Genomic DNA, 22,925 nt, shown 5'->3' on the forward strand with positions numbered 1-22,925 from the left:
GGTCACGCTACCGGATGCGGCCGGAGCGGCCCTCCATGGTCAGTCGCGGGCGCGGAGTGTTTCGGCGAGCTTGGGCAGGACGTCGTGTACATCGCCCACGATCCCCAGGTCGGCAACCGAGAAGATCGGCGCCTCCGGGTCCTTGTTGACCGCCACGATCCGTTTCGAGTCCTTCATCCCGACCAGATGCTGCATGGCGCCCGATACCCCGCAGGCGATGTAGACCTCGGGCTTCACGGTCTTGCCGGTCTGCCCCACCTGTTTGGCGTAGGGAACCCAGCCCGCGTCCACGATCGCCCGAGTGGCTCCGGTGGCGGCGCTCAACGGTTCGGCGACGTCCTCGATCAGAGCGTACGCCTCGGCGCTGCCCAGCCCCCGGCCCCCGCTGATGATGACCTTGGCGCTGCCCAGCTGCGGGCCCTCCGCCTGCTCAACGGTCGTGTCGACCACCTGCGGCGATCCGGCGTGCCCGGCGTCGGGGAGCGGGTATTCCTCGACCCGGTTCACAGCGCCCCCCCGCTCCTCGGCGGAGAAGGACTTGGGTCGGACCAGCACCAGGTGCGGGCCCGGCCCGGTGAAGGCTGTCCGGACCAGTTGCGTGCCCCCGAAGATCTCGCTGGTGACGGTGCAGCCGTCACCGATCGCCACGTCGACCGCGTTGGAAATCACCGGCCGGTCGATCCGGGCTGCCAGCCGGCCCGCCACGTCCCGCGATGTGTAGGTCTGGGCGAACAGCACCGCCCCGGGCGCCTCCCGCTCGACCAGATCGGCCAGGGCCGCCGCGGCGGCCGCCGCAGGCAGGTCGCCCCCACCGGTCAGGTTGTACACGGTGGACGCGCCGTAGGTGCCCAGGACGCCAAGCGCCTCGCTGGAAGCCTCACCCAGGTAGACGGCCACTGCCTCACCGTGGGAGGCGACCTCGGACAGCACCTCCAGGGCCGGCTCGCCCGGCCCTCGTTCCGTTGCTTCCGCGAAAACCCAGGTCGCCATCTACAAAACCCTTGCCGACTCGAGGAACTCGACGATGCGGAGGTGGCCGGAACCGCCGTCCTCCACCACCTCACCGGCCTCTCGCTCGGGCGCCGGCGCCACGGATACCACCCTTTGACCAGGGCCATCCGTTACGGACAGGTCGGCCGCGGTCAGGCTGTCGACCGGCTTGTTCCTGGCCGCCATGATTCCCCTGAAGGTGGGATAGCGGGGCTCTACGGCCCCCGCGGTGACCGACAGCACGGCCGGGAGGGGCGAGAGCACCACATCGAAACCCGATGCCGTCTGGCGCTCGATCCGGAGGTCCGCTCCGTCCATCTCCACCCTCCGGGCGAAGGTGAGCGCCGGTACCACCAGCAGTTCGGCCATCATCTGGGGAACCACGCCGGAGTAGCCGTCGGTGGACTCGACCCCCGTCACGAGGACGTCGAATCCTTCACGGTGGGCGGCAGCGGCCAGAACCTTGGCGGTGGTCAGGGCATCGCTGTCCTCCAGGGCGGGGTCGTCCACGAGAACGGCCTTGTCGGCGCCCATGGCGAGGGCTTGGCGGATTCCCTGCATGGTGCCCGTCGGGCCCATGGAGAGGAGGGTCACCGCACCGTCCGTCTGTTCGGCCAGCTGGAGCCCCACCTCGATGCCGTACCGATCCGTGTCGTCCAGCACCTGCTCCGGTGGTCTCACCAGGCGGTCGGTGTCCGGATCGAGCGACGAGGGGGAGGCGGGATCGGGTATCTGCTTCACGCACACCAGCACCTGCATTGCGTTTGAACTCCTGACGACCCTGCTTCGGAAGCGCCGATTCTAGCGGTCTGCGCGGGCCCCGAGTGGGTGTCGACGGCCCGCCCGGCCGCGCTGCCGGGAGACGCCGCCCTTCAGGCGACCGTCTCCAGGATGAGGGGTCGCCGGTCCGGTTCGAGGGCGCCGATCACGTAGGCACGCTCGACGAGAGCCGAGGCCTGGTCGGCAAGGCCGGGATCGTTGAAGCGGAGGGTGGCCAGCACGTCGCCCCTCCGCACCTCGTCACCCACCTTGGCGGAGAGCGTGATGCCCACCCCGTGATCTATCCGATCCTCCATGGTCTGGCGGCCGGCGCCGAGGCTCATGGCCGCCAGCCCGATGGCCCGGGCGTCGATGGACGTCACGTAACCTTGCCCGGTAGTCCGGATCCTCCGGGCATGAGCGGCGCCGGGAAGCCTCTCGGGTTGTTCCACCACCCTCGGGTCGCCTCCCTGGGCCTTGATCATCTCGGCCAGCTTGGCCACGCCGGCTCCGGACTCCAGGCTCCGGTCGATCCGCTGGGCGGCGCCGTCCACTCCTGCCGCCTCCAGCATGTGGATACCAAGTGACCTCACGAGGAGGGAGAGGTCGGCAGGACCCTTGCCGCGCAGCACGGCGATCGCCTCGACGACCTCGTTGGCATTGCCCACCTCCCGCCCGAGTGGCTGGTCCATGGCGGTGAGCAGCGCCCTGGTGGCGACGCCGTGGGACTTGCCGACCCCGACCATGGTCGTGGCGAGGCGGCGAGCGTCCTCCACGGTCTCCATGAAGGCGCCCGACCCCACCTTGATGTCCAGCACCAGCGCGTCGAGGCCCTCGACCAGCTTCTTGGACATGATCGAGGAACTGATGAGTGGCACCGAGGACACCGTGGCGGTGCTGTCCCGGAGGGCGTACAGGATCCGGTCGGCCGGGACGATCTGGTCGGACTGGCCGGCGATGATCACGCCGTGACGGGTGGCTATCCGCCCGAACTCCTTGGTACTGAGGGCGGTCCGAAAGCCCCTGATCGACTCCAGCTTGTCGAGGGTTCCTCCGGTGTGTCCCAGGCCCCGCCCCGACATCATCGGCACGGTCACGCCGCAGGATGCCACCAGGGGGGCCAGGGCAATGCTGACCTTGTCGCCTACGCCGCCGGTCGAGTGCTTGTCGACCTTCGGTACGGTGGAGGGAATGGCAAGCCGTTCTCCGGATTCGATCATGGCAGCGGTCAGCGTGGCCAGTTCGGCATCCGACATCCCGCGGAAGTAGATGGCCATGAGCATGGCGGCCGCCTGGTAGTCCGGGATCGAGCGCCTCACCACGCCGGCTACGAAGGTCCGGATGTCGTCGGTACCCAGTTGCCCGCCGTTGCGCTTGTGCCGGATCGCCTCCCGGATGCTCCGAGCGCTCATTCCGGCTTTGCCCCGGACGACCGCACGACCCGGTTGTGCCGGACCGCCAACCCTTCGCGGGCCAGCCGGAGAGCATGTTCGTCCTCCAAACCCGGCACGAGCCGGCCCTCCCTCGTCACCACCCGCCACCATGGCAGGCCGTCCGAGTTCGCCAGTATCCGTCCGACAGCCCGGGCGGCGCCCGGCCGGCCGGCATCGGCCGCGATCTCGCCGTACGTGGCCACCTCGCCCTCGGCGAGGCTCTCGATCGTGGAGTACACCCGCTCGGTGAATGTTCGCCCGCCCTCGTCGACGGGAACGCTGCTCACGGAGTGTCGAAGAGCCGGTCGCCCATGTCGCCCAGCCCGGGCACGATGAAGAAGCTGTCGTTCAGGTGGGAGTCCATGGCCGCCGCCACCACCTCCACATCCGGATGCTCGCGCTCCATCCGGGCGGCGCCCTCCGGCGCGGCCACCACGCACACGGCGACCACGTGCGCCGCTCCGGCCTGCTTGACCTGCTCCACCGCCCAGCCCAGCGAGCCCCCGGTGGCGAGCATGGGTTCCAGGACCAGGACGGTGCGTTCCCTCATCTCGGGGAACTTGGTGTAGTAGGCCATCGGCCGGGCCGTCTCCTCATCGCGCTGGACTCCCACGTAGCCGATCGCCACTTCGGGTAACAGGTCCACCACCGCATCGATCAACCCCAATCCGGCCCGGAGTACCGCGACAGCCACCAGCGGCGGGCCCGGGCGGTACCCGGTCGCCGGCGCGAGCGGCGTTTCCAGGCGGTACTCGGTCTCGGCCAACCTCGATGTCGCCTCCAGGGTGAGGATGTAGGAGAGGCGGCGGGTGGCGCGGCGGAACTCGGCCGGATCGGTCGTCCGGTCGCGGAGATTGCTGAGGTAATGGCGGCTCAGCGGGTGGTCTACGACGGTGATTCCCAAGTGGATTCCCTCCGTTATGTTGCCCGGGCAACGTTGTTTCTGCTGGCCGGAGAATACCCCGGGACGGTCAGGTGTCAGTCGGTAGTTGCCGGAAACCCGCTAGCTTGTCTCCAGCAGCCCGCGAGGAGTCCCGTCGGTGTTCGAAACCCTCACAGCCCGTTTCGAGACGGCGTTCGATCGCATCCGGGGCCGGGGTCGTCTGAGCGAGCGCCAGGTCGACGAGACCCTGCGCGAGGTGCGGCTGGCTCTGCTCGAGGCCGATGTGAACCAGGAGGTGGCCGACCGGCTGCTCGACCGGATCAGGGTTCGAGCGGTGGGCGCCGAGGTGATCGGGAGCATCACGCCGGGCCATCAGGTGGTCAAGATCGTCCACGAGTCCCTCCTGGAGACGTTGGGTAGCGAGGCCGTACCGCTGGTGACCACCGGTGGGAAGCCGCTTACCACGCTGGTGGTCGGGCTGCAGGGCTCGGGTAAGACCACCACCGCCGCCAAGCTGGCCGACCACTACCGGCGTTGCGGGAAGAGCGTGCTGATGGTTGCGGGCGATCTGGTACGTCCCGGAGCGGTGGAACAGCTGCAACAGCTGGGTGAACGGATCGGCGTCCCGGTGTTCGAGGGCGGTGGGAGAAACCCGGTATCCGTGGTGAGGAGTGCCCTCCGGCAGGCCGATCGGGAGGGTCTCGATGTGGTGGTGGTGGACACCGCCGGCCGTCTCCAGATCGACCAGGACCTCATGACCGAACTGGGCGCCATGGCTCGCACCGCCTCGCCCGACGAGGTGCTGCTCGTGCTGGACGCCATGACGGGGCAGGAGTCCGTGGCGGTGGCCAGAGGCTTCTCGAAGCACATCGATCTGACCGGTGTGGTGCTCTCGAAGCTCGACAGCGACGCTCGGGGCGGCGCGGCCATCTCGGTTCGGGAGGCGACCGGTTTCCCGGTCAAGTTGGTGGGTACCGGTGAGGGGCATCGGGATCTGGAGGTATTCCATCCCGAGCGGATGGCATCCCGCATACTGGGCATGGGCGACGTCCTGACCCTCATCGAGAGGGCCGAGGAGGCAGTCGACCAGCAGCAGGCGGCCGACATGGCCCAGCGCCTGCTACGGGCGGAGTTCACCCTTGACGACTACATCGAGCAGGTGAAGAGCCTGCGCCGGATGGGGTCGGTGGGGGAGCTACTTGGTATGATCCCCGGTGCGCGCCCCGCTATGGCGGATGCGCAGGCGGTTGATCGTGAGGTTCGCCGCTCGGAGGCGATCATCTGCTCGATGACCCGCGCCGAACGAGCTAACCCCAAGGTCATCGACGGCAGTCGCAGGCGAAGGATCGCCCTGGGCTCGGGAACCTCCGTTCAGGATGTGGCCGGTCTGGTGCGGCAGTTCAACCAGATGCGCGGCATGTTCCAGTCGCTGTCGCGGGGTAAGACCAGGATGGGATTCCCCGGCATGCGCGGCGGGTTCCCGGGAAGCGTGGAAGGCGCCTTGCCTGGCGGCCTTATGGGTACGGTGATGGAACGCCCGCGTGGTGGGGGTCGCCGCCGCCCGGCCGGCCGGCCTAAGAAGAAGCCAAGAACTCCGAAGAAGCTCCAGAAGAAGAAAAAGAGGTGACGAATGGCGGTGAAGATCCGCCTCAGGCGTATGGGTAAGAAGAAGCAGCCGACCTACCGGGTGGTGGTGGCTGATGCACGATCCCCCAGGGACGGTCGCATCATCGAGTCGATCGGTCGCTACGACCCCCGGCGGGATCCTTCGCTGGTCGAGATCGACAACGACCGGGCCCGGTACTGGCTGGGCACCGGCGCACAGCCGACCGACCGGGTGCAGAAGCTGCTCGAGATCTCCGGGGCGGTCGCGCAACCGAAGGTGTCCCGGGCGGGCGTCTACCGTCTCGACGACCCCCCGCAGAGCTCACCCCCCGATCCGGATGTGACGGAGTCTCCTGAGGCCGCCGAGGACTCGGCTGCCGAGGGACCGGCTGCCGCTCCGGAGGAGGACCAAACCCCCGCAGACGACCAGCAGGACGGTGAAGCATGAGCGGCGCGATCGTAGAACGCGTGATCCGGTATGTCGTTACATCGATCGTCGACGACACCGAGGCCGTACAGGTCACGATGATCGACCAGGGCGAGGACAGGATGCTCGCCGAAGTGAAGACGGCGCCCGGCGAGATGGGTCGGGTGATCGGCCGGGGCGGAAGGGTGGCGCGGGCCATCCGGACCGTCGCTCAGGCGGCGGCCGAAGAGGAAGGCCTCACCGTAGGGGTCGAATTCGTCGATTGAGCGCTCGGGACCGGTCCGGCGGCAGGAGGCGGGCGCGGTAGCGAGGCCTCCGGCCCGGGGCGCCGGCCAACCCACCGGGGTACCGGTGGTGGTCGGGCGGATCGTCGGGGTCCATGGGCTCGGCGGCGCTGTGCGCGTACGGGTCGAGTCCGACTATCCGCAACGCTTCGTCGCTCCGGCCCGGTTTCGCACCGGGTTACCGGACGCCCCGCTCCTGGTTCTGAGAGCTTTCCACACCCACTCCGGGGGTCCTGTTGCAGAGTTCGCCGGGATCACCTCCGCAGAGAAGGCGGAGCAGCTGGTGGGGGCCGACCTCCTCATCGACGAGGCACACAGGAGGGCGCTTCGGCCCGGCGAGTACTGGCCCGATCAGTTGATCGGGCTGGATGTGCGGATCGGATCCGAGACCGTCGGCGTGGTGGACGACCTGATCGAGGCCCCCCAGGACCGGCTCCTGGTCAAGTGCCATGACGGCTCGGAGGCCGAGATCCCCTTCGTGGAGGCCCTCGTTACGGAAGTCGATGTGGCCGGTGGGTGGCTGCGGGTGGACCCTCCCGATGGCCTACTCGCCCCGCAGTAGTCGTCCGTCCATAGTTGGTAAACAATATATTCTGATATAATCTAGCAACTCACAACTAGCAACTAGCCCAGCAAGGACCTGGCAAGCTCTCTCGCTTCGTCGAGGTTCTCGGTGTAGCGATCTTGCGGCACGCGGCGCAGGACGTCGAACGCTTCCAGGCTGGTCTTGGCATTTCCATCCAGGCCCATCACGATGCACTCGGTTTGCTCCGCAAGAGCGGTGTCGATCAGCCTCCCCACCACCTGGGCCGCACTCGGGTCCACGTACAGGGTCTCGGAGAAGTCGAGGATCACCACCTCGTGTTCTCGAATGTCGAGACCGATCAACCTGGTCATCCGTTTGGCCGAGGCGACCGTGAACGTTCCTCGCAGCTTGATCAGGCCCACCCGGGCGGAGAACATGTCGAAATCGTCATCGTCCCCGTCTAGGTCGAGGCTGCCGAGGAAGCTGGCATCGAGCAGGGGAACGGACACGATGCTCTCGAGCTCCAGCAGTTCGAACTGCCGGGCGCTCGTCAGGGCGGCCGCGATCAGGCCGATGCCCACCGCCGTCACCAGGTCCACGAACACGGCGAACCCCAGCGTGATCAGCATGACCAGGAAGTGCTCCCGCTGGATGAAACGGAACCGGGCGAAGAAGCGCCAGTCGATGATGTCGAAGCCCACCTTCGCCAGGATGCCGGCCAGGACGGCGTGGGGGATCCGGTCGATGTAGCGCCCGAGTCCCAGGACCAGGGCCAGGATGAGGGCGGCGCATAACACGCCCGAGACCCGAGTGCGGCCGCCGGCGCGGATGTTGGCCGCGGTGGCCGTGGTGGCGCCGGCGCCCGGGATGGCGCCGATCAGCCCGGCGACGACGTTGCCCATGCCCACCCCGATCAACTCCCGGTTGGGGTTGTGATCGTCGCCCGTCATCGAGTCCGCAACCAGGGCGGTGAGGAGGCTGTTGATCGAGGCGATGAGAGCGATCGTCAGCGCCGGGAGGGCGGAGTCGGCCAGGATGCCGAGGGTGAGCGAGGGCAGGGCGATAGCAGGCAGCCCGGTGGGCACCTCACCGATGGTGGGAGCGCCTGTGAAGACCGTGAAGCCCAGCACCGTGCCCGCCACCAGCGCCACCACCGAGGTCGGTAGGACCGTTCGGAGCCGTTGCGGCCAGATGATGCTCACGCCGATGGCCGTCGCGCCGAGAACCACGGCGCCGAGGTTGATGTCGGCAAGCGCGGCGGGCCAGCCCCGCACCGCCGCCAGCGGACCTCCCAACGCGTGCTCGGCGCCGAGCAGCGGCAGTGTGGTCACGAACAGGATGATGCCGCCGACGCCGGTCGTGAATCCGGACACGACGGGGTAAGGCGTGTAAGCGATGTAGCTACCGAGCCGCAGCGCTCCGATGAGGATCTGGAATATGCCCGCCAGGACCGCCACCGTGAGGGTCTGGGTCAGGCTCTCGCCGGTGGAGATGAACACCACGGAGATGGCCACGGCAAGCGGCGCGGTCGGACCGGAGATCTGGGTGTTCGTGCCTCCGAAGACCGCGGCGAAGAAGCCGACCGCGATGGCACCGTAAAGTCCGGCGATGGCACCGAGTCCCGATGCCACCCCGAATGCCAACGACAGGGGCAGAGCAACCACCGCCGCGGTGATGCCTCCGAAAGCATCATCCCGGAAGTTGCTCGGGGTGTATTCCCGGAAGGTGCCCAGGGTGAGTTTCACGCTTCGTCCACTCTACCCCCGGTCTGCCGCGCGCGTACCGACCCGCCCGCGCCCCCTCTAAGATCCGTGACTCGAATGGGTTACCCACCTCCCGACCACCAGCTTGCTGTCGACTACATAGACGGGAAGCTGGCCAATGGCCCGCTGTTCGAGCTGGCGGGCCGGATGCGGGACGAAGGGCGCGGACGCACGATCACGTACAGCCCCAAGGTGTTCGTCCCGATCACCACCCTCTGCCGGGACGTGTGCACGTACTGCACCTTCGCCAAGCCACCCGGTGCGGGAGGGGAGTACCTGACACCCGATGACGTGCTGGCGATCGCCGAGGCCGGTGATGCGGCCGGGTGCTCCGAGGCGCTCCTCACGCTGGGGGACCGTCCCGAGGAACGGTGGCCCCAGGCACGAGAGTTCCTGGCTACCCAGGGTCATAGCACCACGATCGGGTACGTCCGGGCCATGAGCGAGTTGATCGTGGAGAGCACGGGTCTCTTCCCCCACGCCAATCCCGGGATCATGACCGTGACCGAGATCGAGGCCCTGCGCCCGACCAACGTCTCGATGGGCCTGATGCTCGAGAACATCTCTCCGCGCCTGATGGAGCCCGGGATGCCTCACCACAACTGTCCCGACAAGGACCCGGCCGTCCGGATGAGGACGATCGAGGCGGCCGGCGCGGCGCGCGTCCCGTTCACAACCGGAATCCTGGTCGGGATCGGCGAGAACACCCCTGAGATCGTCGACAGCCTGTTCGCCATCCGGGAGGTCCACGCCCGCCGGGGCCACATCCAGGAGGTCATCGTCCAGAATTTCCGGGCCAAGGCCGACACCCTGATGCGGAGGTCGGCCGAGCCGATACCGGCTTGGTTCGCCAGGGTCGTGGCAGTGGCTCGCTGGATCCTCGGACCGGAGATGAACCTGCAGGTGCCCCCCAACCTCACGGAGCGGTACGAGATCTACCTGGAGGCCGGGATCAACGATTGGGGAGGCGTGTCACCGCTCACGATCGACTGGGTGAACCCGGAGGCGCCTTGGCCGCATCTGGACGAGCTACGAGCCCGGACGGAGGCCCACGGCTTCGAGTTGAGGCCCCGCCTGCCCGTCTATCCCGAGTTCATCGGCGAGACCTGGATCGACCGGGGCATGATCGGCCGGGCGAGCGCCGCGACCGATGATCACGGGTACGCTAGGCATGCTTCAAGTCGCTTGGAGGCGCCCCTATGACACCTCGGGTCAACACCGACATCACGTTCTGCCGCCTTCGACCGGCCCACCAGGTCACCGAGGCAGCGGCGGCCACCCGCCGCGCCGAGGGCACCACCTCCCTCGAGCTGCGGAGCCCGGGCGCCGAGTCGGTGGCGGGCTGCCTGTCCGGAGGACTGCTGCCGGTGTCCGTAGGGGTAACCGAAGAGGAGGTCATCTCCTGGATCCTGCCACCGGGTGAGGCCCTGGAGCTGTCGGATCAGGGGGTTGCCGGCTGGCGGCTCACGGTGGTCCACACGGACGACCGGTCGGAGGTGATCGACGCCCTGGCGAGAACGGGCGCCGCCTTCCTCCGCACCGGTCGGAGTCGGGTGGGCGAGGCTGCCGACATCTGCGGCCTTCCTGCCATCGATGCCAGACCTTCCGTGTTCGCCGACTCCGTTGTGGAAGCCGTCACCGCCGTCGATGAAGGCGCCCGCGACCTTCTGCTGCGTGACTGGGACACCGAGCGGATCGGTGAGCTCAGGGTGGCGCTGGGCGGTCGCCTGATCGAGCGGGTGGCCGTGCCAGGCGGGATCACGGTGGACGAGGCTCGGGACTCGCTGGCGCGCGATCTGTTCAGGGCGTACCTGGACCTGATCGACGGAGGCGGGTACGCCCGGCCTCGATACGAGTGGGCGCCCGGTATGGCGACCTCGCCTCCTCTCAGCCCGCGGCGTGTCTCGGCGGCCTGGCCGGACGCCCTGTGGGCGGACGGAGCCTGGCCCGGGATGGCGGCGGCATCGCCGGAGGTTCGGGCCATACTCGACCGGTCTATCGAGGCGACGCCGCCCACGGTGCCCGAGATGGTCACCCTCCTGTCGGCTCGCGGCGATGACGTGGACGCGATAGCCGCCGTGGCGGATGTCCTCCGGCGGGAACGGGTGGGGGAGACCGTCACCTACGTGGTGAACCGCAACATCAACTACACCAACGTCTGCTACTTCCGCTGCGGCTTCTGCGCCTTCTCGAAGGGTCCCCGCAGCCTGAACCTGCGCGGCGACCCCTATCTGATGTCCATCGAGGAGGTGGTGAACCGCACCACCGAGGCGGCGGCGCGCGGCGCCACCGAGGTGTGCCTCCAGGGGGGGATACATCCTGAGTTCACCGGCCGGTTCTACGTGGACGTCTTGTCGTCGATCAAGGCGGCGGTGCCGGAGATGCATGTCCACGGCTTCACGCCACTGGAGGTGTGGCAGGGGGCGGACACCCTCGGCATGCCGATCCGGGCGTTCCTGGAGATGCTCAAGGAGGCCGGTCTCGGCACGTTGCCGGGGACTGCAGCTGAGATTCTCGACGACCGGGTCCGCAAACACCTGTGCCCTGACAAGATCCGCACGTCACAGTGGGCCGAGGTGATGCTCACCGCCCACGAGCTGGGTCTCAGGTCTACCTCCACCATCATGTTCGGCCACATCGACGACCCCGTGTCCTGGGCCAACCACCTGGAGGTCATCCGGGAGATCCAGCGGCGTACCGGTGGCTTCACGGAACTGGTGCCGCTCCCGTTCGTCCACATGGGAGCCCCGATCTACCTCCGGGGACGGGCGCGGCCGGGCCCGACCTGGGACGAGGTGGTCCTGGTTCACGCGGTTGCCCGCCTGGCCCTGGATGGCCTGGTACCCAACATCCAGGCGTCGTGGGTGAAGCTGGGCACGGACGGCGCCGCCCGGCTGCTCTCGGCCGGCTGCAATGACCTGGGCGGCACGTTGATGAACGAGACGATCTCGCGCGCCGCAGGGGCGTCACACGGCCAGGAGGTCGGTGCGGCGGAACTCGAGGCGGTGATCGAGGGGGCCGGACGTAGCCCGGTCCGGCGCGATACCCTTTACCAGGCGGTCGAGGGCCGGGTCCGGCCTCGCATCTGAGGACGGACGGTCACCCGGCCGGTCTCTTCGGGATCGAGACGGAGTGAGGGAACCATGATCGACGTGGCGGTCATAACCCTGTTCCCCGGGTTCTTCACCGGCCCGACCGGGGTGGGCGTGGTCGCCAAGGCCGTGCAATCCGGCGCCATGGAGCTGAGCCTCATCAACCTCCGCGAGTACGGGGTCGGCGTTCATCGCCAGGTCGACGATGCTCCCTTCGGCGGTGGCGCCGGCATGGTGCTCATGCCCGGGCCGCTGGCTGATGCCATCGAGAGCCGGCTCCACACCCACAAGGTGCTGCTGACGCCGGCCGGGCGGCCGCTCCGCCAGAGCACGCTCGACCGGCTGGCGGGGTACGGGGCCTTGACCTTGGTATGCGGCCGCTACGAGGGGGTGGACGAGCGATTCGTCGAGGAGTTCATCGACGAGGAGGTCTCGCTGGGTGATTTCGTGCTGGCCGGAGGAGACGCCGCCGCGCTGGCCGTCATCGAAGGGGTGGCCCGCCTGCTCCCAAGCGTGCTCGGCAATCCCCGGTCGTTGGAGAACGAGTCGTTCCGCCATGGCCTGCTCGAGGAACCGCAGTACACCCGACCAGCGGTCTTCAGGGGTCGAGCCGTTCCGGAGGTCCTCGTATCGGGCGACCACGGCCGGATCGAGGCCTGGAGAGAGGCACAACGGGAGAGCCGAACCCGGGAACGGCGCCCCGACCTGCTCCTTTAACCCTGATTATTCATGTCCCCAGCAAACCAACGCGGATCGGGCCACTTCAACCACATCATTCGCAAGCGGCCACACCTCACCCTGTGGTTGATTCCGCACCAACTGCAAGACGGGGCTGTCAGATGGTTGTAACCCCAGGCCAGGAGTACGTAGCATCCATTCTCGTCACCTGGACAGACCCCCACCATGAATGATTGGGGTTAGGAACGCTCCGGCCGGTCCCTGTTGGAATCGGCTCTCGGAACCGGGTAAACTGCCCGGGCTGCTTACCCTGTCCGGCAGACCCACGATCTCACGAAGCAGCCGGGTCGCGGGTCCGGCAGGATCGCGATCGTAAGGAGACCTCGATGAACGACCTCCAGTATGTCGAGCGCGCCCATCTGCGCGAAGAAGTACCGGATTTCCGTCCCGGCGACACGGTCAAGGTACACGTTCGCGTGGTCGAGGGCGGTCGGGAGCGCATCCAGATATTCGAAGGAGTGGTGATCGCCCGGGACGGCGGCGGCCTTTCGGAGACCTTCACCGTTCGCAAGATCAGCTTCGGTATCGGAGTGGAGCGTATCTTCCCGGTTCACGCCCCCATCGTCCAGAAGATCGAGGTGACCCGCCGCGGGCAGGTCCGCCGCGCCAAGCTCTACTACCTGAGAGGCCGGGTAGGCAGGGCGGCGCGCATCAAGGAGAAGCGCTAGGAGACATCCCGCCCGCCCGCGGCCTGAAGTGCGAGACCCCGTGCAAGCGGACAGCGGGCCCGGCACGGAGCCTGCCCCATCACGGGCACACGCCCCGCCCGCACCCTCACCGGGGCGTCGCTACGGCGGCCGTTTCGCGCGCGAGGCCGCAGGCGTGCTGTTCCTGGCCGTGGTCGTGGCGGTACTGGTCAAGGTCTTCCTCGTCCAGGCCTTCTTCATCCCCTCCGAGTCCATGATCCCCACGCTGGAGATCGATGATCGGGTCTTGGTGAGCAGGATCGCCTACGTTCTCGATGGCCCTGACAGGGGCGAGGTGATCGTCTTCGACATGCCGATGGAGTACGAGGATCCGCCCGAGCCGATCTGGGAGAGCATGGTTCGCCACGTTGTCGAGGCGGTCGGCATCCGGGTGGCGCGCGTGGAGGACCTGATCAAGCGGGTGATCGCGGTAGGCGGGGACCGGCTGGAGGTCCGGGACAACCGGGTGGTAGTCAACGGGCTGGTGCTGGACGAGCCCTACGTGCCGCCCGGGGCGCGGATGGCCGACCTCGGCCCGATCTACATACCCGACGGGCATGTGTGGGTGATGGGCGACAACCGCGACAACAGCCGCGACAGCCGGAGTTTCGGGCCGGTCCCGGTTGACACCATCGTGGGCCGCGCCTTCATCCGGTTCTGGCCCGTGTCTCGTCTGGAAGGCCTGTAACTTGCTAGTTGCTAGTTGCTAGTTGCTAGTTGCTAGTTATATTGACTATCGACTACTACCTGTCACTGGCGTGCCTTAGGTTGGCCGTACTGCCGGACCGAGGCTCGACTCATATGAGCGACAGCGATTTCAGCACTCACGGGCGCCGCCTGGGCGCGTTCGGGGAGCGGTTGGCGGCCTCGTTCCTCGAGCGGAACGGCGTCCGGGTGCTCGAGAGGAACATCCGGATCGGCCGGGGAGAGGTCGATCTGGTTGCGGCGGACCGGAGCGGGCGGTTCGTGGTGGAGGTGAAGAGCGGCACGGAGGTGCCGGGCGAGCATCCCCGGTGGAACTTCACCGACCGCAAGGCGCGGCAGGTGGTGCGGATGGCTCGTTCGCTAGGAATCCGCCGGGTCGATCTGGTCACTGTCGTGGTCGGGGACGACGGTGTGGGGGTCGAGTGGCACCCACGGGTCGCCTAGGAGCGCTCTTCGGCCTCCGACGCGGCGCCGCTCCTTGTTCCAGCATCCCCGGTGCCAGTGCCGGCGCAGGTCCGGGGCCTCTTCGGGTACCACCACGACGTGGTACCTCCCCTTCGGGATCGTCTGCCCGCAACCCCCGCATTCGTAGGGCTTGAGAGCCGAGGAGGGCTGGACCGGACGGACGCTCAGCCGCCCAGGAAGGCCCATGCCACCAGGGCGGCCGTCACAGCGATGGCTCCCACCACCATCACCACATCGGCCGCCCGACGTTCCTGCTTGCGGAAGGGGTTGAATCCCATGCCGCGATGTTATCCCGGCGTTCGCCTCACGTCGGTCCCCGCGCCTGAGATGGAACTTTTCGCGTTCTGGAGAATCCTGTCACAGCCCCTCCCCATGCTTCGGGTCATGTTCGCATCAACCAACTCCGTAGCCCTGGTCGGCGTAGAGGCGCGCGCCGTCAAGGTGGAGGCTCATGTCGGAGGAGGAGAGAAGGGCCGTCTGAACGTGGTGGGCTTGCCCGATACCGCGGTTCGGGAGGCCAAGGACCGGGTCATGGCGGCCATGTCGGTGGCCGGCTACCGATTCCCGCCGAAGACGGTGACGGTGAACCTGGCGCCGGCCGACCTTCCCAAGTCGGGGAGCGCGTACGACCTCCCCATAGCGCTGGCATTGCTGGCCGCCGCCGGCGAGATCCCTAGGGGTGCCTGCCAGGTGGTCGCCCTGGGCGAGCTGGCTCTCGATGGGAGTATCCGGCCTGCTCGGGGCGGGCTCGGAGCGGCCATCGTGGCGTCGGACATGGGAGTTCCGTGCCTCCTACCCCCGGGCGCAGCCGAGGAGGCGAGCACTGTCTCGTCAGCCGAGGTCCGGATGGTGGGATCCCTGGGAGCCGCGATTGCGGCCGCGCTGGGAGAGGGTGAATTCCGGCCGCCGCTGCCGCCGGCCGAGCCGCCCACCGTGTCCATGCCCGACCTCTCGGAGGTTCGAGGCCAGCCGCTGGCCAAGCGGGCGCTCGAAGTGGCGGCCGCGGGAGGTCATCATCTGCTCCTGTCGGGCGCGCCGGGATCAGGCAAGACCATGCTGGCCCGATGCCTGCCGGGCGTGTTGCCGGCGCTCGACGAGCGCACCGCCCTGGAGGTGGCGCAGGTCTGGTCGTCAGCGGGGCGGCCGAGGCCGGCGTTGTTCCAGCCTCCTATCCGCTCGCCGCACCACACGGCCACCACGGCAGCCGTGATCGGCGGAGGATCGGGCATACCGGTGCCGGGTGAGGTCAGCATGGCGCACCGCGGCGTGCTCTTCCTGGATGAGCTCGGGGAGTTCCCGCCCAGCTTGCTGGACGCACTTCGCCAGCCGCTGGAGGAGGGTCAGGTCACCATCGCCCGCAAGGGTGTCTCGGTCACGTTCCCGTCCATGGTCCAGTTGGTGGCTGCTACCAACCCGTGCCCCTGCGGGTACGACGGTGACAACCGGCATGGGTGCTCGTGTTCGGACCGCATGAAGCAGCGCTACAGGCGGCGCCTGTCGGGGCCCCTGATGGACCGCTTCGATATCCGCATCAAGGTGAACAGGGTGGATCCGGACGCCATGATCGGCCCGCCCGAGGAGCCCTCCAGCGAGGTGGCCAAGCGGATCGCATCGGCCCGTGAGGCACAGGAGCTACGCGGTGCCAGCAACCGCAGCCTGAGCCGGACCGGCCTCGACTCGCTCGAGGTGGCCGTCGGCGCCCAGCGGTTGGTCGAGGGCGCCCTCCGGCACGGCAGCCTCACGGGGCGGGGCTTCGACCGGGTCCGGCGCCTGTCCCGAACGATCGCGGATCTCGCCGGATCTGTCGCCGTCGAGGAACCCCATGCCGCCGAGGCGCTGGCCCTGAGGGGGCTGGTATGACCTACGACCCCGACGCCCTCATCAGGCTGGCCCATGTCGGCATGCACCCCGATCGGCTTCGCAACCTCGTGAGCAAGGCCGGGACCCCGACGCGGGTGCTCAGGAAGATCGAGATCGGCGAGTTGTCGGTCCCGGCCTTCGCCAGGGAAGCGGCGGCCGTCCCTGCGGACGAGCGGAGGGAGCAACTCGGCCGGGCCGGGATCGACTTTCTCGTTCCAGGCGGTGAGGGCTTTCCCGGCCGACTAGCCGACCTGGAGGACGCCCCGCTGTTCCTCTTCCGGAAGGGAGCGCCGTTCCGGGGCAAGGCGGTGGCGATCGTCGGCACCCGCGCCTGCACCACCTACGGGAGACGTCTGGCGGAGAGATACGGAGAGGCGGTGTCCCGAGCCGGCTGGTGGGTGGTGAGCGGGCTGGCCAAGGGCATCGACGGCGCCGCCCACCGCGGTTCGCTGCGCGGTCCCACGCCGGGTATCGCCGTGCTGGGCTCGGGGGTGGACGTGTGGTACCCGCGCCTGCATCGCGACCTCGGGATGTCGCTTCTTGAGGTTGGCGGTGCGGTGTGGAGCGAGGCGCCTCCGGGCGCCCGCCCGCTGGGCTGGCGCTTCCCGCCCCGGAACCGGCTCATATCGGGGATCGCCCATGCGGTGGTGGTGGTGGAGGCCGGCGCCAAGGGCGGTGCCTTGGTCACCGCCCGCATGGCCCTCGAGCAGGGCCGCGACATCTTCGCCACTCCGGGTGATGTAGGAAGGCTCAGCTCGCTGGGATGCAATCTGTTGATCAGGGACGGCGCCGTTCCCGTCCTAGACGCCGACGACCTGGTGGAGGGCCTGGAGCTGGCCATCGGGCCGGCACCCGGCGCCACGCCGGCCGAGGCATCTTCCGCAGTCGGTGACCCGGGCCTTCCCGTGGCCGAGTTCCTTGCGACGCTGGGCGAAGACCCTGTCGCAGGCATGGCCGAGCTAGGGCGCCTGATGGCTCAGGGGGCGGTGACGATCGACGGCGACGGGATGGTGGTGGCACTTGGGCGCCGCGAGTAGGGCCCCGTCCGCTTGGCTACGCTGGAGCCATGCTATTGACGGTGCTGGGCGCCAACGGCACCTATCCGACCGCCGGGCGTCCCGCCTCCGGTTACCTGGTTTCGGACGGCGAGACGAATCTCTGGATGGACGCAGGGCCGGGCACCTACCTGGCCCTGTGCAGGGAGCTGGACCCGATGGAGATCGACGCCGTGTTCCTATCCCATCGTCATCCTGACCACTGTTCCGACATCTTCGCCATGTACCACTCGATCGCCTACGGTCCGGGCCGGCGAGGCCGGATCCGGGTGGTCTGCCCGGATGGCCTGCCGGAAGCGCTGGCCGCGTTCCTGCAGCACCCGGCCGCGTTGGACAGCGCCTTCGAGTTCGTCACCGCGGGCGACGGCGACTCGGTCCGGTTGGGATCGATGGACGTCTCGATGGTGCGGACCAACCATCCTCCGCCCACCCTGGCCCCGCGCGTTTCGGCGGGAGACCGTTCCGTCACCTACACCGCCGACACCGGCCCGAGCGACGCAGTCGCCTCGCACGCGGCGGGATCCGAGATGTTGCTGGCCGAGGCCACCATGACCGGCCGGAGGGGCCCCGACTCCTACCCCCATCACATGACCGGCGCCGAAGCCGGGGCCATGGCCGCGGCAGCCGGAGTGGGGTGTCTCGTGCTCACACACATCCCCGCCCATGAGGACCCCGACCGGATCCTGTCGGAAGCGGAGTCCGAGTTCGATGGCCGGGTGGCGCTGGCCGTGCCCGGCGCTCGCATGACGGTGTGATGGGCCGGGTGGTGTGCATATGACCGGCTCGAGAGGGAGACCGGCCGACGAGTTGCGGCCGATCAGGATCACCCGGGGCTACACGGAGATGACCCCCGGCTCGGTGTTGATCGAGATGGGTCGGACGGTGGTGCTGGCCACCGCTTCGATCGCGGACAAGGTGCCGCCCTGGATGCGGAATACCAACCGGGGATGGGTGAAGGCCGAGTACGCCATGCTCCCGGGATCCGGTAACCAGCGCATCTCGCGGGGTTCCTATACATCAGGGCGGCCCAAGGAGATCTCCCGCCTCATCGGTCGTTCCCTTCGCGCGGTGGTGGCCCTGGGGAAGATGGCCGACACCATGGTCGTGGTGGACTGCGATGTGATCCAGGCCGACGGGGGAACGCGCACGGCGGCGGTCAACGCCGGATGGATCGCCCTTCACGACGCCTTGGAATGGGCTGTATCCGAGGGGCGCCTGGCAGCCAACCCGCTGCTCGATCGGGTGGCCGCCATCTCGGTGGGGTTGGTGGGAGGCGTGGCGTTGCTCGACCTGGAATACGAGGACGACGTGGCGGCCTCGGTGGACCTCAACGTGGTCATGACCGGGCGTGGCCTGCTGGTGGAGGTCCAGGGCACCGCAGAACAACTCCCGTTCAGCCGGGCCGAGCTGGATGAGCTCCTGGACCTGGCCGCGGCGGGGATCTCCCGGATCGCAGACCTCCAGGCGGAGTTGGTGGCCGGGTGAGCCATCCGGTCATAGACCGCGCCGTGGTGGCGTCCAAGAACCCGGACAAGATCACCGAACTGGAGGCGTTGCTGACCCGCCGCGGCCTGGTCGGCGAGGTGGTCCGCGGGCTGGAGTGGCCCGATGTGGTGGAGGACGCACCCACGCTGGAGGGCAACGCCCTCCTCAAGGCCCGCCAGGTGGCGCGGAGCACCGGCCTGCCCTCGATCGCTGACGACACGGGTCTCGAAGTGGACGCTCTGGGCGGAGCGCCGGGAGTCCACACGGCCCGGTATTCGGGGCCGGATGCCACCTACCGATCGAACGTGGACGCACTCCTGGCAGCCCTGCGGGGCGTGGAGGATCGGACCGCCCGCTTCCGCACCGTGGTGGTGGCAATCCTGGCGGACGGCGCCGAAGTTGTCGCGGAGGGAGAGCTGGTCGGTGAGATCGCCCTGCAGCGGCGCGGATCCGCAGGCTTCGGATACGACCCGGTCTTCGACGTGGGCGGCCGCACCCTGGCCGAGATGGATCAGCAGGAGAAGGACCAGATCAGCCACCGGGCTCGGGCCATCCAGGCCCTCACGGATGCCCTGGCGGCCGGAGAACGCCTGGTTGTTTCACAGACACATCGCTAGAGTGGCCCGTGGGTCGCTAGCTCAATCTGGCAGAGCAACGGACTCTTAATCCGCAGGTTCCGGGTTCGAGTCCCGGGCGACCCACTCGTTTCTCTCTGTTTCATCATGTAGCAGTTAGTTGCAACGTCCCAGGTCAGAGGGTGGTTTGGTATAGAGATACACGGACTGCACCACTCATTCACCTCGTTGCTTGAGGTTTCCGGATGTTGCGGGTAGTCTCATCTGTATGAGGGACAAGATGAGGTACAATCCTTGGCAATTCTCCAGGATCTTTGAGTCGCGCGGACTCTCTCAATCCCTCGTATTGTCCCACGACTTGCCTGGCAACGGACCGAGGCAACAGAAATGGAACGGAACATGACCAGGAACAGGAAGGCACTCACGGCACAGTTCGTGAGGTCTGTCATCAAGCCGGGCAAGTACTACGACGGACGCGGCGACGGTCTCGTTCTGAGAGTTGCCCCCGGAGGGTCGAAGCAATGGGTGTGGCGGGGGACTGTTCAGGGTCGAAGACGTGATTACGGACTCGGAGCTGTCCGCTACACGAGCCTGGCCGAAGCGCGGCGTATTGCGTTCGAGTATCGCAAGGTCGCAAGGCAGGGTGGGGACCCGAGATACGAGCGTAACCTGCAGCAGATTCCCACATTCGAAACCGCCGCCGAGGTGGTGATCGGACTCTACGGGGCGAAGTGGAAGCCCGGCAGTCGATCAGCTGACCAGTGGCGCCAGTCACTCAATGACTATGTGTATCAGGCATTGGGATCGAAGCGCGTCGACCAGATCACCACCGCTGATGTGATGGCGATCCTCACACCGATCTGGGCAACCAAACCGACCACGGCCAAGCGGGTACGGCAACGCATCTCGGCCGTGATGGCATGGGCCATAGCGGAGGGCCACCGCGGAGACGATCCGGCAGGGTCCACCATCACCAAGGCACTTCCAAAGACTAACGGCCCGAGGAAGAATCTCGCATCTGTTCCTCACCGTAAGGCCTCCGTAGCGCTGCGGAGGATCCGTGCGGCGGCGGGGCATCCGCCGGTGCGGATGGCGACAGAGTTTGCGATCCTAACCGCAGTTCGCTCCGGGGAGGTACGGGGTGCTCACTGGACGGAGATAGACCAGCAGGCGGCTATATGGATCATTCCGGCCGAACGGATGAAGGCGGGCCGTGAGCACCGCGTTCCGCTTGTCTCTGTGGCTCTCAGCGTCCTTTCCGAGGCTGCGGAGTACGGAGACCCGTCCGACCCCGCGGCGTTCGTGTTCCCGAGCGCCAAGGGCGGCGAACTCGGACCCTGGCAGCTGTCGAAGCTAGTGTCCGGTCTCGATCTCGGCGGTACATTGCACGGATTCCGCAGCACGTTCCGAGATTGGGCCGCTGACCAGTCGGTGCCCAGGGAGATCGCAGAGTTGTGCTTGGCTCATCGGATCGGGTCGGCTGCCGAGCAAGCCTACGCGCGAGGGGACGTTCTTGAGCGGCGCCGTGAGGTCATGGAGGCTTGGGCACAATACCTCACCCGCTAACCGGGTAGCCACACCTTGTTCAGTTCCCGGTCAGGGGTGTTGTGGTGGTGGGTTGGTAGGGGGTGAGGACGGCTTCGGCGCCGGCGAGGATGGACGCGCATGATGGATGGTCGGGATTCAGACTGAGCCTGTCGATGTAGCGTTTGACATGGGCTGCGTACCAGCGGACGTTAGCGGCGGGCTCTCCCATGTCGCGTATGTCCTGGGCGGATGAGACACCGAGGTCGGTCAGCGCTTCCCGCAGTTCTTTGTACACCTCGCAGTAGTCCTCGAAGGGAGTCGGATAGAAGTTCAGTCGTCCCCGCTTGGCTAACGCGTTTTCCAGTTTGGCGTAACCGGCGCGTCCTGGCTCCACCTCATAAGACGGGTCCGCTAACGCGAGTCCTATCACGGACGCCTCGGCATCAGCGGGGCCCATGGGAGTCCACCCCTCGGGAAAGTGGTCCCAGCTGGTGACGTTGTCGTAGTACCGCATTTCGATCCTGAAGGTTTCTTTGTTGCATTCGGTGGCGGGAAGGCCTTCCCATGTGCTGGGGAGGCGGTGGTCCCAGGTGGGATGAAGCACCCGGCGGGGAACCGGCGGGCCCGCAGGGGTCGTGGAGGTGGTCGATGACACCACCCGAATAGTCGTCGTGGTCGGGGCTTGTCCGGCTTGCGCAGCGGCTTGTTCGGGTTCGGGTGATGGCAGGGTGGTGTCGGTCACCGCAATGTCTTGGTCCTGGGATGTCCGGTCTGCTTCGGCACCGGACTGAGCTGCTGCGGTGCTGGTGGTGTCGGTGGCCTCTATCCCGTAACCCGTCACCTCCCCCGATCCCACTCCTGTCGTGGTGGTTGCTTCGGACGCCGTTACGGGCTCGTTGACAGGCTGTGTCGTATCCCGAGTGCCGGTGTTCTGGTTCTGGGCGCCCAATGCGGAAACGACCGAAAAGACACCCACAGCGGTGAAAGCGGCCAAGGCTGCGCCTATCAGCCATGGCTTGCTGGTCGTTCGGTGGCCTGTGCCTTCTCCGGGCATGGCGTTCACCTCCCGCCCGCTGCGCGGATGGTTCTGATCGTAGCTGTGTGCCACACGCTGACATGTGGTCGGAGCGCCGGCCGCGGGTGCGGAGAAAGGGTGTCAGGTTTGAGGAAGGGGAGGGTCGTGGCCGGTTCCGCACGGTAGGTGTGGGTAGTGTTCCCGGAGCCGCTCGGTCGCTGGGACCGCCGGGGAGGCGGGATGCCGCCCTAGGGCCGGTGGGGGTTTGGTGTTGTGTTCGTTTCAGGCTGCGGGGGATAGGTTGTCGGCCCAGTCGTAGATGTCTTGTTCCCGCCAGCCCACCGCTCGGGTGTGTTCCCCGCCCAAGCGGATGGGTGGGGGAATGACCCGTCCCGTTCCCGACGCCAAATTGTGGTTCTGCTCAACCGGATGATCTCGAGGGCTTCGGGCAGTCTCACCACCCGCCCACCACCGGGAGGTGGCATCGCCGACTGCTGATAGTCGGCACTCGCCCGGCTGTTGTGGGTCTGGTCCTTCATCCTCCTTTCCTTCCTTCCTTTCTTGCTCATAGCCGGCGGTTGTGTGCCAGCCCTCTGTGGTCTCCCCTCCGAATTGGACGAGGATGGGGTGGGTTGTTCTCATCGAACATACCGAAGCGGTTCCCCGGCCCGGTCGCGTACCCACCGCCTTGGGGTCGCGCTCATGCGCGACCAGTCGCGCATCCACCCTACAGCGGTCGCGTATCCCTCTGACCATGCCTGCTACTGGCAGTGCCGCGGCAGAAAGGAAGGGCTACGGCCACGCCAAGAGCGCCTACGGGCAGCGACCGGTCGTTGGCTGGGTGTCGACCGCCACAGGGCCCAACGGATCATCCGGATCGAGACAACGGAAACCGAACGTCCGGACCGAGGGACTGTGACCCTACCCCATGTGCCGTTGGTGGTGCCTGAGATCGAAGGAGGACACATGTTCCGCGAGGGGCGTCAACTGTGGTTGAGATGTTGATGGTCATTGAAAATCCCCGGAGTTGATCACTGAAATTCCCCACCCCC

The 22,925-nt window shown here is 67.5% G+C and carries 23 protein-coding genes and 1 tRNA gene; 17 read left to right on the plus strand and 7 right to left on the minus strand.

Annotated features, from left to right (window positions below; genetic code table 11):
• Nucleotides 1-39: 39 nt before the first annotated feature.
• From OXK16_01990 to upp, 5 genes are all read right to left on the minus strand, one after another.
• On the minus strand, nucleotides 40-990 hold the full coding sequence (locus OXK16_01990; protein MDE0374718.1) for an electron transfer flavoprotein subunit alpha/FixB family protein: 951 nt from the start codon (nucleotides 988-990) through the stop codon (nucleotides 40-42).
• Entirely contained in the window at nucleotides 991-1,749 is a 759-nt protein-coding gene (locus OXK16_01995) for an electron transfer flavoprotein subunit beta/FixA family protein (GenBank protein MDE0374719.1), read from the minus strand. It lies immediately after the preceding gene.
• A gap of 113 nt (nucleotides 1,750-1,862) precedes the next feature.
• Complete coding sequence (locus OXK16_02000) at nucleotides 1,863-3,161, minus strand: thymidine phosphorylase (GenBank protein MDE0374720.1); 1,299 nt, start codon at nucleotides 3,159-3,161, stop codon at nucleotides 1,863-1,865.
• Nucleotides 3,158-3,469, minus strand: a complete 312-nt coding sequence (locus OXK16_02005) for an MGMT family protein (GenBank protein MDE0374721.1) — start codon at nucleotides 3,467-3,469, stop codon at nucleotides 3,158-3,160. Before OXK16_02005 ends, OXK16_02000 begins: the two co-directional genes overlap by 4 nt.
• Nucleotides 3,466-4,086, minus strand: a complete 621-nt coding sequence (gene upp, locus OXK16_02010) for a uracil phosphoribosyltransferase (protein MDE0374722.1) — start codon at nucleotides 4,084-4,086, stop codon at nucleotides 3,466-3,468. The genes OXK16_02005 and upp overlap by 4 nt, the downstream gene beginning before the upstream one ends.
• A gap of 136 nt (nucleotides 4,087-4,222) precedes the next feature.
• Between upp and ffh the strand changes: the two genes are divergently transcribed.
• From ffh to rimM, 4 genes are all read left to right on the plus strand, one after another.
• Complete coding sequence (ffh, locus tag OXK16_02015; protein ID MDE0374723.1) at nucleotides 4,223-5,692, plus strand: signal recognition particle protein; 1,470 nt, start codon at nucleotides 4,223-4,225, stop codon at nucleotides 5,690-5,692.
• A 3-nt stretch (nucleotides 5,693-5,695) separates the two neighbouring features.
• Entirely contained in the window at nucleotides 5,696-6,118 is a 423-nt protein-coding gene (gene rpsP, locus OXK16_02020; GenBank protein MDE0374724.1) for a 30S ribosomal protein S16, read from the plus strand.
• Nucleotides 6,115-6,363 (plus strand): KH domain-containing protein, encoded by a 249-nt coding sequence (locus tag OXK16_02025; GenBank protein ID MDE0374725.1) that lies wholly within the window; start codon nucleotides 6,115-6,117, stop codon nucleotides 6,361-6,363. The genes rpsP and OXK16_02025 overlap by 4 nt, the downstream gene beginning before the upstream one ends.
• Before the next feature lie 88 nt (nucleotides 6,364-6,451).
• Nucleotides 6,452-6,943 (plus strand): ribosome maturation factor RimM, encoded by a 492-nt coding sequence (gene rimM / locus OXK16_02030; protein MDE0374726.1) that lies wholly within the window; start codon nucleotides 6,452-6,454, stop codon nucleotides 6,941-6,943.
• A gap of 62 nt (nucleotides 6,944-7,005) precedes the next feature.
• Here rimM and OXK16_02035 read toward each other — a convergent pair whose 3' ends face one another.
• The gene (locus OXK16_02035) at nucleotides 7,006-8,652 is read right to left on the minus strand and encodes a SulP family inorganic anion transporter (GenBank protein MDE0374727.1); all 1,647 of its coding nucleotides are present in this window, start codon (nucleotides 8,650-8,652) and stop codon (nucleotides 7,006-7,008) included.
• A gap of 75 nt (nucleotides 8,653-8,727) precedes the next feature.
• Between OXK16_02035 and cofG the strand changes: the two genes are divergently transcribed.
• The 13 genes from cofG to OXK16_02100 all read left to right on the plus strand — a co-directional run bounded on the left by cofG (nucleotide 8,728) and on the right by OXK16_02100 (nucleotide 20,897).
• Complete coding sequence (gene cofG, locus OXK16_02040) at nucleotides 8,728-9,873, plus strand: 7,8-didemethyl-8-hydroxy-5-deazariboflavin synthase CofG (GenBank protein ID MDE0374728.1); 1,146 nt, start codon at nucleotides 8,728-8,730, stop codon at nucleotides 9,871-9,873.
• Nucleotides 9,870-11,759: a 5-amino-6-(D-ribitylamino)uracil--L-tyrosine 4-hydroxyphenyl transferase CofH gene (cofH, locus tag OXK16_02045; protein ID MDE0374729.1), complete on the plus strand. Its 1,890-nt coding sequence runs from the start codon at nucleotides 9,870-9,872 to the stop codon at nucleotides 11,757-11,759. Before cofG ends, cofH begins: the two co-directional genes overlap by 4 nt.
• Nucleotides 11,760-11,813: 54 nt before the next feature.
• Nucleotides 11,814-12,479 (plus strand): tRNA (guanosine(37)-N1)-methyltransferase TrmD, encoded by a 666-nt coding sequence (gene trmD / locus OXK16_02050; protein MDE0374730.1) that lies wholly within the window; start codon nucleotides 11,814-11,816, stop codon nucleotides 12,477-12,479.
• A gap of 347 nt (nucleotides 12,480-12,826) precedes the next feature.
• Entirely contained in the window at nucleotides 12,827-13,168 is a 342-nt protein-coding gene (gene rplS / locus OXK16_02055) for a 50S ribosomal protein L19 (GenBank protein MDE0374731.1), read from the plus strand.
• A gap of 154 nt (nucleotides 13,169-13,322) precedes the next feature.
• Nucleotides 13,323-13,874 (plus strand): signal peptidase I, encoded by a 552-nt coding sequence (gene lepB, locus OXK16_02060; protein ID MDE0374732.1) that lies wholly within the window; start codon nucleotides 13,323-13,325, stop codon nucleotides 13,872-13,874.
• 113 nt (nucleotides 13,875-13,987) lie between these two features.
• On the plus strand, nucleotides 13,988-14,335 hold the full coding sequence (locus tag OXK16_02065; GenBank protein MDE0374733.1) for a YraN family protein: 348 nt from the start codon (nucleotides 13,988-13,990) through the stop codon (nucleotides 14,333-14,335).
• Between the two features lie 348 nt (nucleotides 14,336-14,683).
• Nucleotides 14,684-16,216 (plus strand): YifB family Mg chelatase-like AAA ATPase, encoded by a 1,533-nt coding sequence (locus tag OXK16_02070; GenBank protein ID MDE0374734.1) that lies wholly within the window; start codon nucleotides 14,684-14,686, stop codon nucleotides 16,214-16,216.
• Nucleotides 16,213-17,253 (plus strand): DNA-processing protein DprA, encoded by a 1,041-nt coding sequence (gene dprA / locus OXK16_02075; GenBank protein MDE0374735.1) that lies wholly within the window; start codon nucleotides 16,213-16,215, stop codon nucleotides 17,251-17,253. The genes OXK16_02070 and dprA overlap by 4 nt, the downstream gene beginning before the upstream one ends.
• Nucleotides 17,254-17,282: 29 nt before the next feature.
• A complete protein-coding gene (locus OXK16_02080; GenBank protein ID MDE0374736.1) occupies nucleotides 17,283-18,026 on the plus strand; it encodes an MBL fold metallo-hydrolase in 744 nt (247 codons plus the stop codon).
• A 19-nt stretch (nucleotides 18,027-18,045) separates the two neighbouring features.
• On the plus strand, nucleotides 18,046-18,756 hold the full coding sequence (gene rph / locus OXK16_02085; GenBank protein ID MDE0374737.1) for a ribonuclease PH: 711 nt from the start codon (nucleotides 18,046-18,048) through the stop codon (nucleotides 18,754-18,756).
• Entirely contained in the window at nucleotides 18,753-19,373 is a 621-nt protein-coding gene (gene rdgB / locus OXK16_02090) for an RdgB/HAM1 family non-canonical purine NTP pyrophosphatase (protein MDE0374738.1), read from the plus strand. Before rph ends, rdgB begins: the two co-directional genes overlap by 4 nt.
• A 10-nt stretch (nucleotides 19,374-19,383) precedes the next feature.
• A tRNA-Lys gene (locus OXK16_02095) sits at nucleotides 19,384-19,457 on the plus strand.
• A 273-nt stretch (nucleotides 19,458-19,730) separates the two neighbouring features.
• The gene (locus OXK16_02100; GenBank protein MDE0374739.1) at nucleotides 19,731-20,897 is read left to right on the plus strand and encodes an integrase arm-type DNA-binding domain-containing protein; all 1,167 of its coding nucleotides are present in this window, start codon (nucleotides 19,731-19,733) and stop codon (nucleotides 20,895-20,897) included.
• A gap of 19 nt (nucleotides 20,898-20,916) precedes the next feature.
• Here the strand turns inward: OXK16_02100 and OXK16_02105 are convergent, their stop codons facing one another.
• The gene (locus OXK16_02105) at nucleotides 20,917-21,852 is read right to left on the minus strand and encodes a hypothetical protein (GenBank protein MDE0374740.1); all 936 of its coding nucleotides are present in this window, start codon (nucleotides 21,850-21,852) and stop codon (nucleotides 20,917-20,919) included.
• Nucleotides 21,853-22,925: the final 1,073 nt, after the last annotated feature.

It is taken from the genome of bacterium, from assembly GCA_028821235.1.
In the GTDB taxonomy this organism is placed as follows: domain Bacteria; phylum Actinomycetota; class Acidimicrobiia; order Spongiisociales; family Spongiisociaceae; genus Spongiisocius.

What these genes read in the sequence shown, in the direction of transcription:
- OXK16_01990 (MDE0374718.1), bottom strand. Translation starts at nt 990, where the DNA reads ATGGCGACCTGGGTTTTCGCGGAAGCAACGGAACGAGGGCCGGGCGAG.
- OXK16_01995 (MDE0374719.1), bottom strand. Translation starts at nt 1,749, where the DNA reads ATGCAGGTGCTGGTGTGCGTGAAGCAGATACCCGATCCCGCCTCCCCC.
- OXK16_02000 (MDE0374720.1), bottom strand. Translation starts at nt 3,161, where the DNA reads ATGAGCGCTCGGAGCATCCGGGAGGCGATCCGGCACAAGCGCAACGGC.
- rpsP (MDE0374724.1), top strand. Translation starts at nt 5,696, where the DNA reads ATGGCGGTGAAGATCCGCCTCAGGCGTATGGGTAAGAAGAAGCAGCCG.
- OXK16_02025 (MDE0374725.1), top strand. Translation starts at nt 6,115, where the DNA reads ATGAGCGGCGCGATCGTAGAACGCGTGATCCGGTATGTCGTTACATCG.
- cofG (MDE0374728.1), top strand. Translation starts at nt 8,728, where the DNA reads ATGGGTTACCCACCTCCCGACCACCAGCTTGCTGTCGACTACATAGAC.
- cofH (MDE0374729.1), top strand. Translation starts at nt 9,870, where the DNA reads ATGACACCTCGGGTCAACACCGACATCACGTTCTGCCGCCTTCGACCG.
- trmD (MDE0374730.1), top strand. Translation starts at nt 11,814, where the DNA reads ATGATCGACGTGGCGGTCATAACCCTGTTCCCCGGGTTCTTCACCGGC.
- rplS (MDE0374731.1), top strand. Translation starts at nt 12,827, where the DNA reads ATGAACGACCTCCAGTATGTCGAGCGCGCCCATCTGCGCGAAGAAGTA.
- OXK16_02065 (MDE0374733.1), top strand. Translation starts at nt 13,988, where the DNA reads ATGAGCGACAGCGATTTCAGCACTCACGGGCGCCGCCTGGGCGCGTTC.
- OXK16_02070 (MDE0374734.1), top strand. Translation starts at nt 14,684, where the DNA reads ATGGAACTTTTCGCGTTCTGGAGAATCCTGTCACAGCCCCTCCCCATG.
- dprA (MDE0374735.1), top strand. Translation starts at nt 16,213, where the DNA reads ATGACCTACGACCCCGACGCCCTCATCAGGCTGGCCCATGTCGGCATG.
- OXK16_02080 (MDE0374736.1), top strand. Translation starts at nt 17,283, where the DNA reads ATGCTATTGACGGTGCTGGGCGCCAACGGCACCTATCCGACCGCCGGG.
- rph (MDE0374737.1), top strand. Translation starts at nt 18,046, where the DNA reads ATGACCGGCTCGAGAGGGAGACCGGCCGACGAGTTGCGGCCGATCAGG.
- OXK16_02100 (MDE0374739.1), top strand. Translation starts at nt 19,731, where the DNA reads ATGACCAGGAACAGGAAGGCACTCACGGCACAGTTCGTGAGGTCTGTC.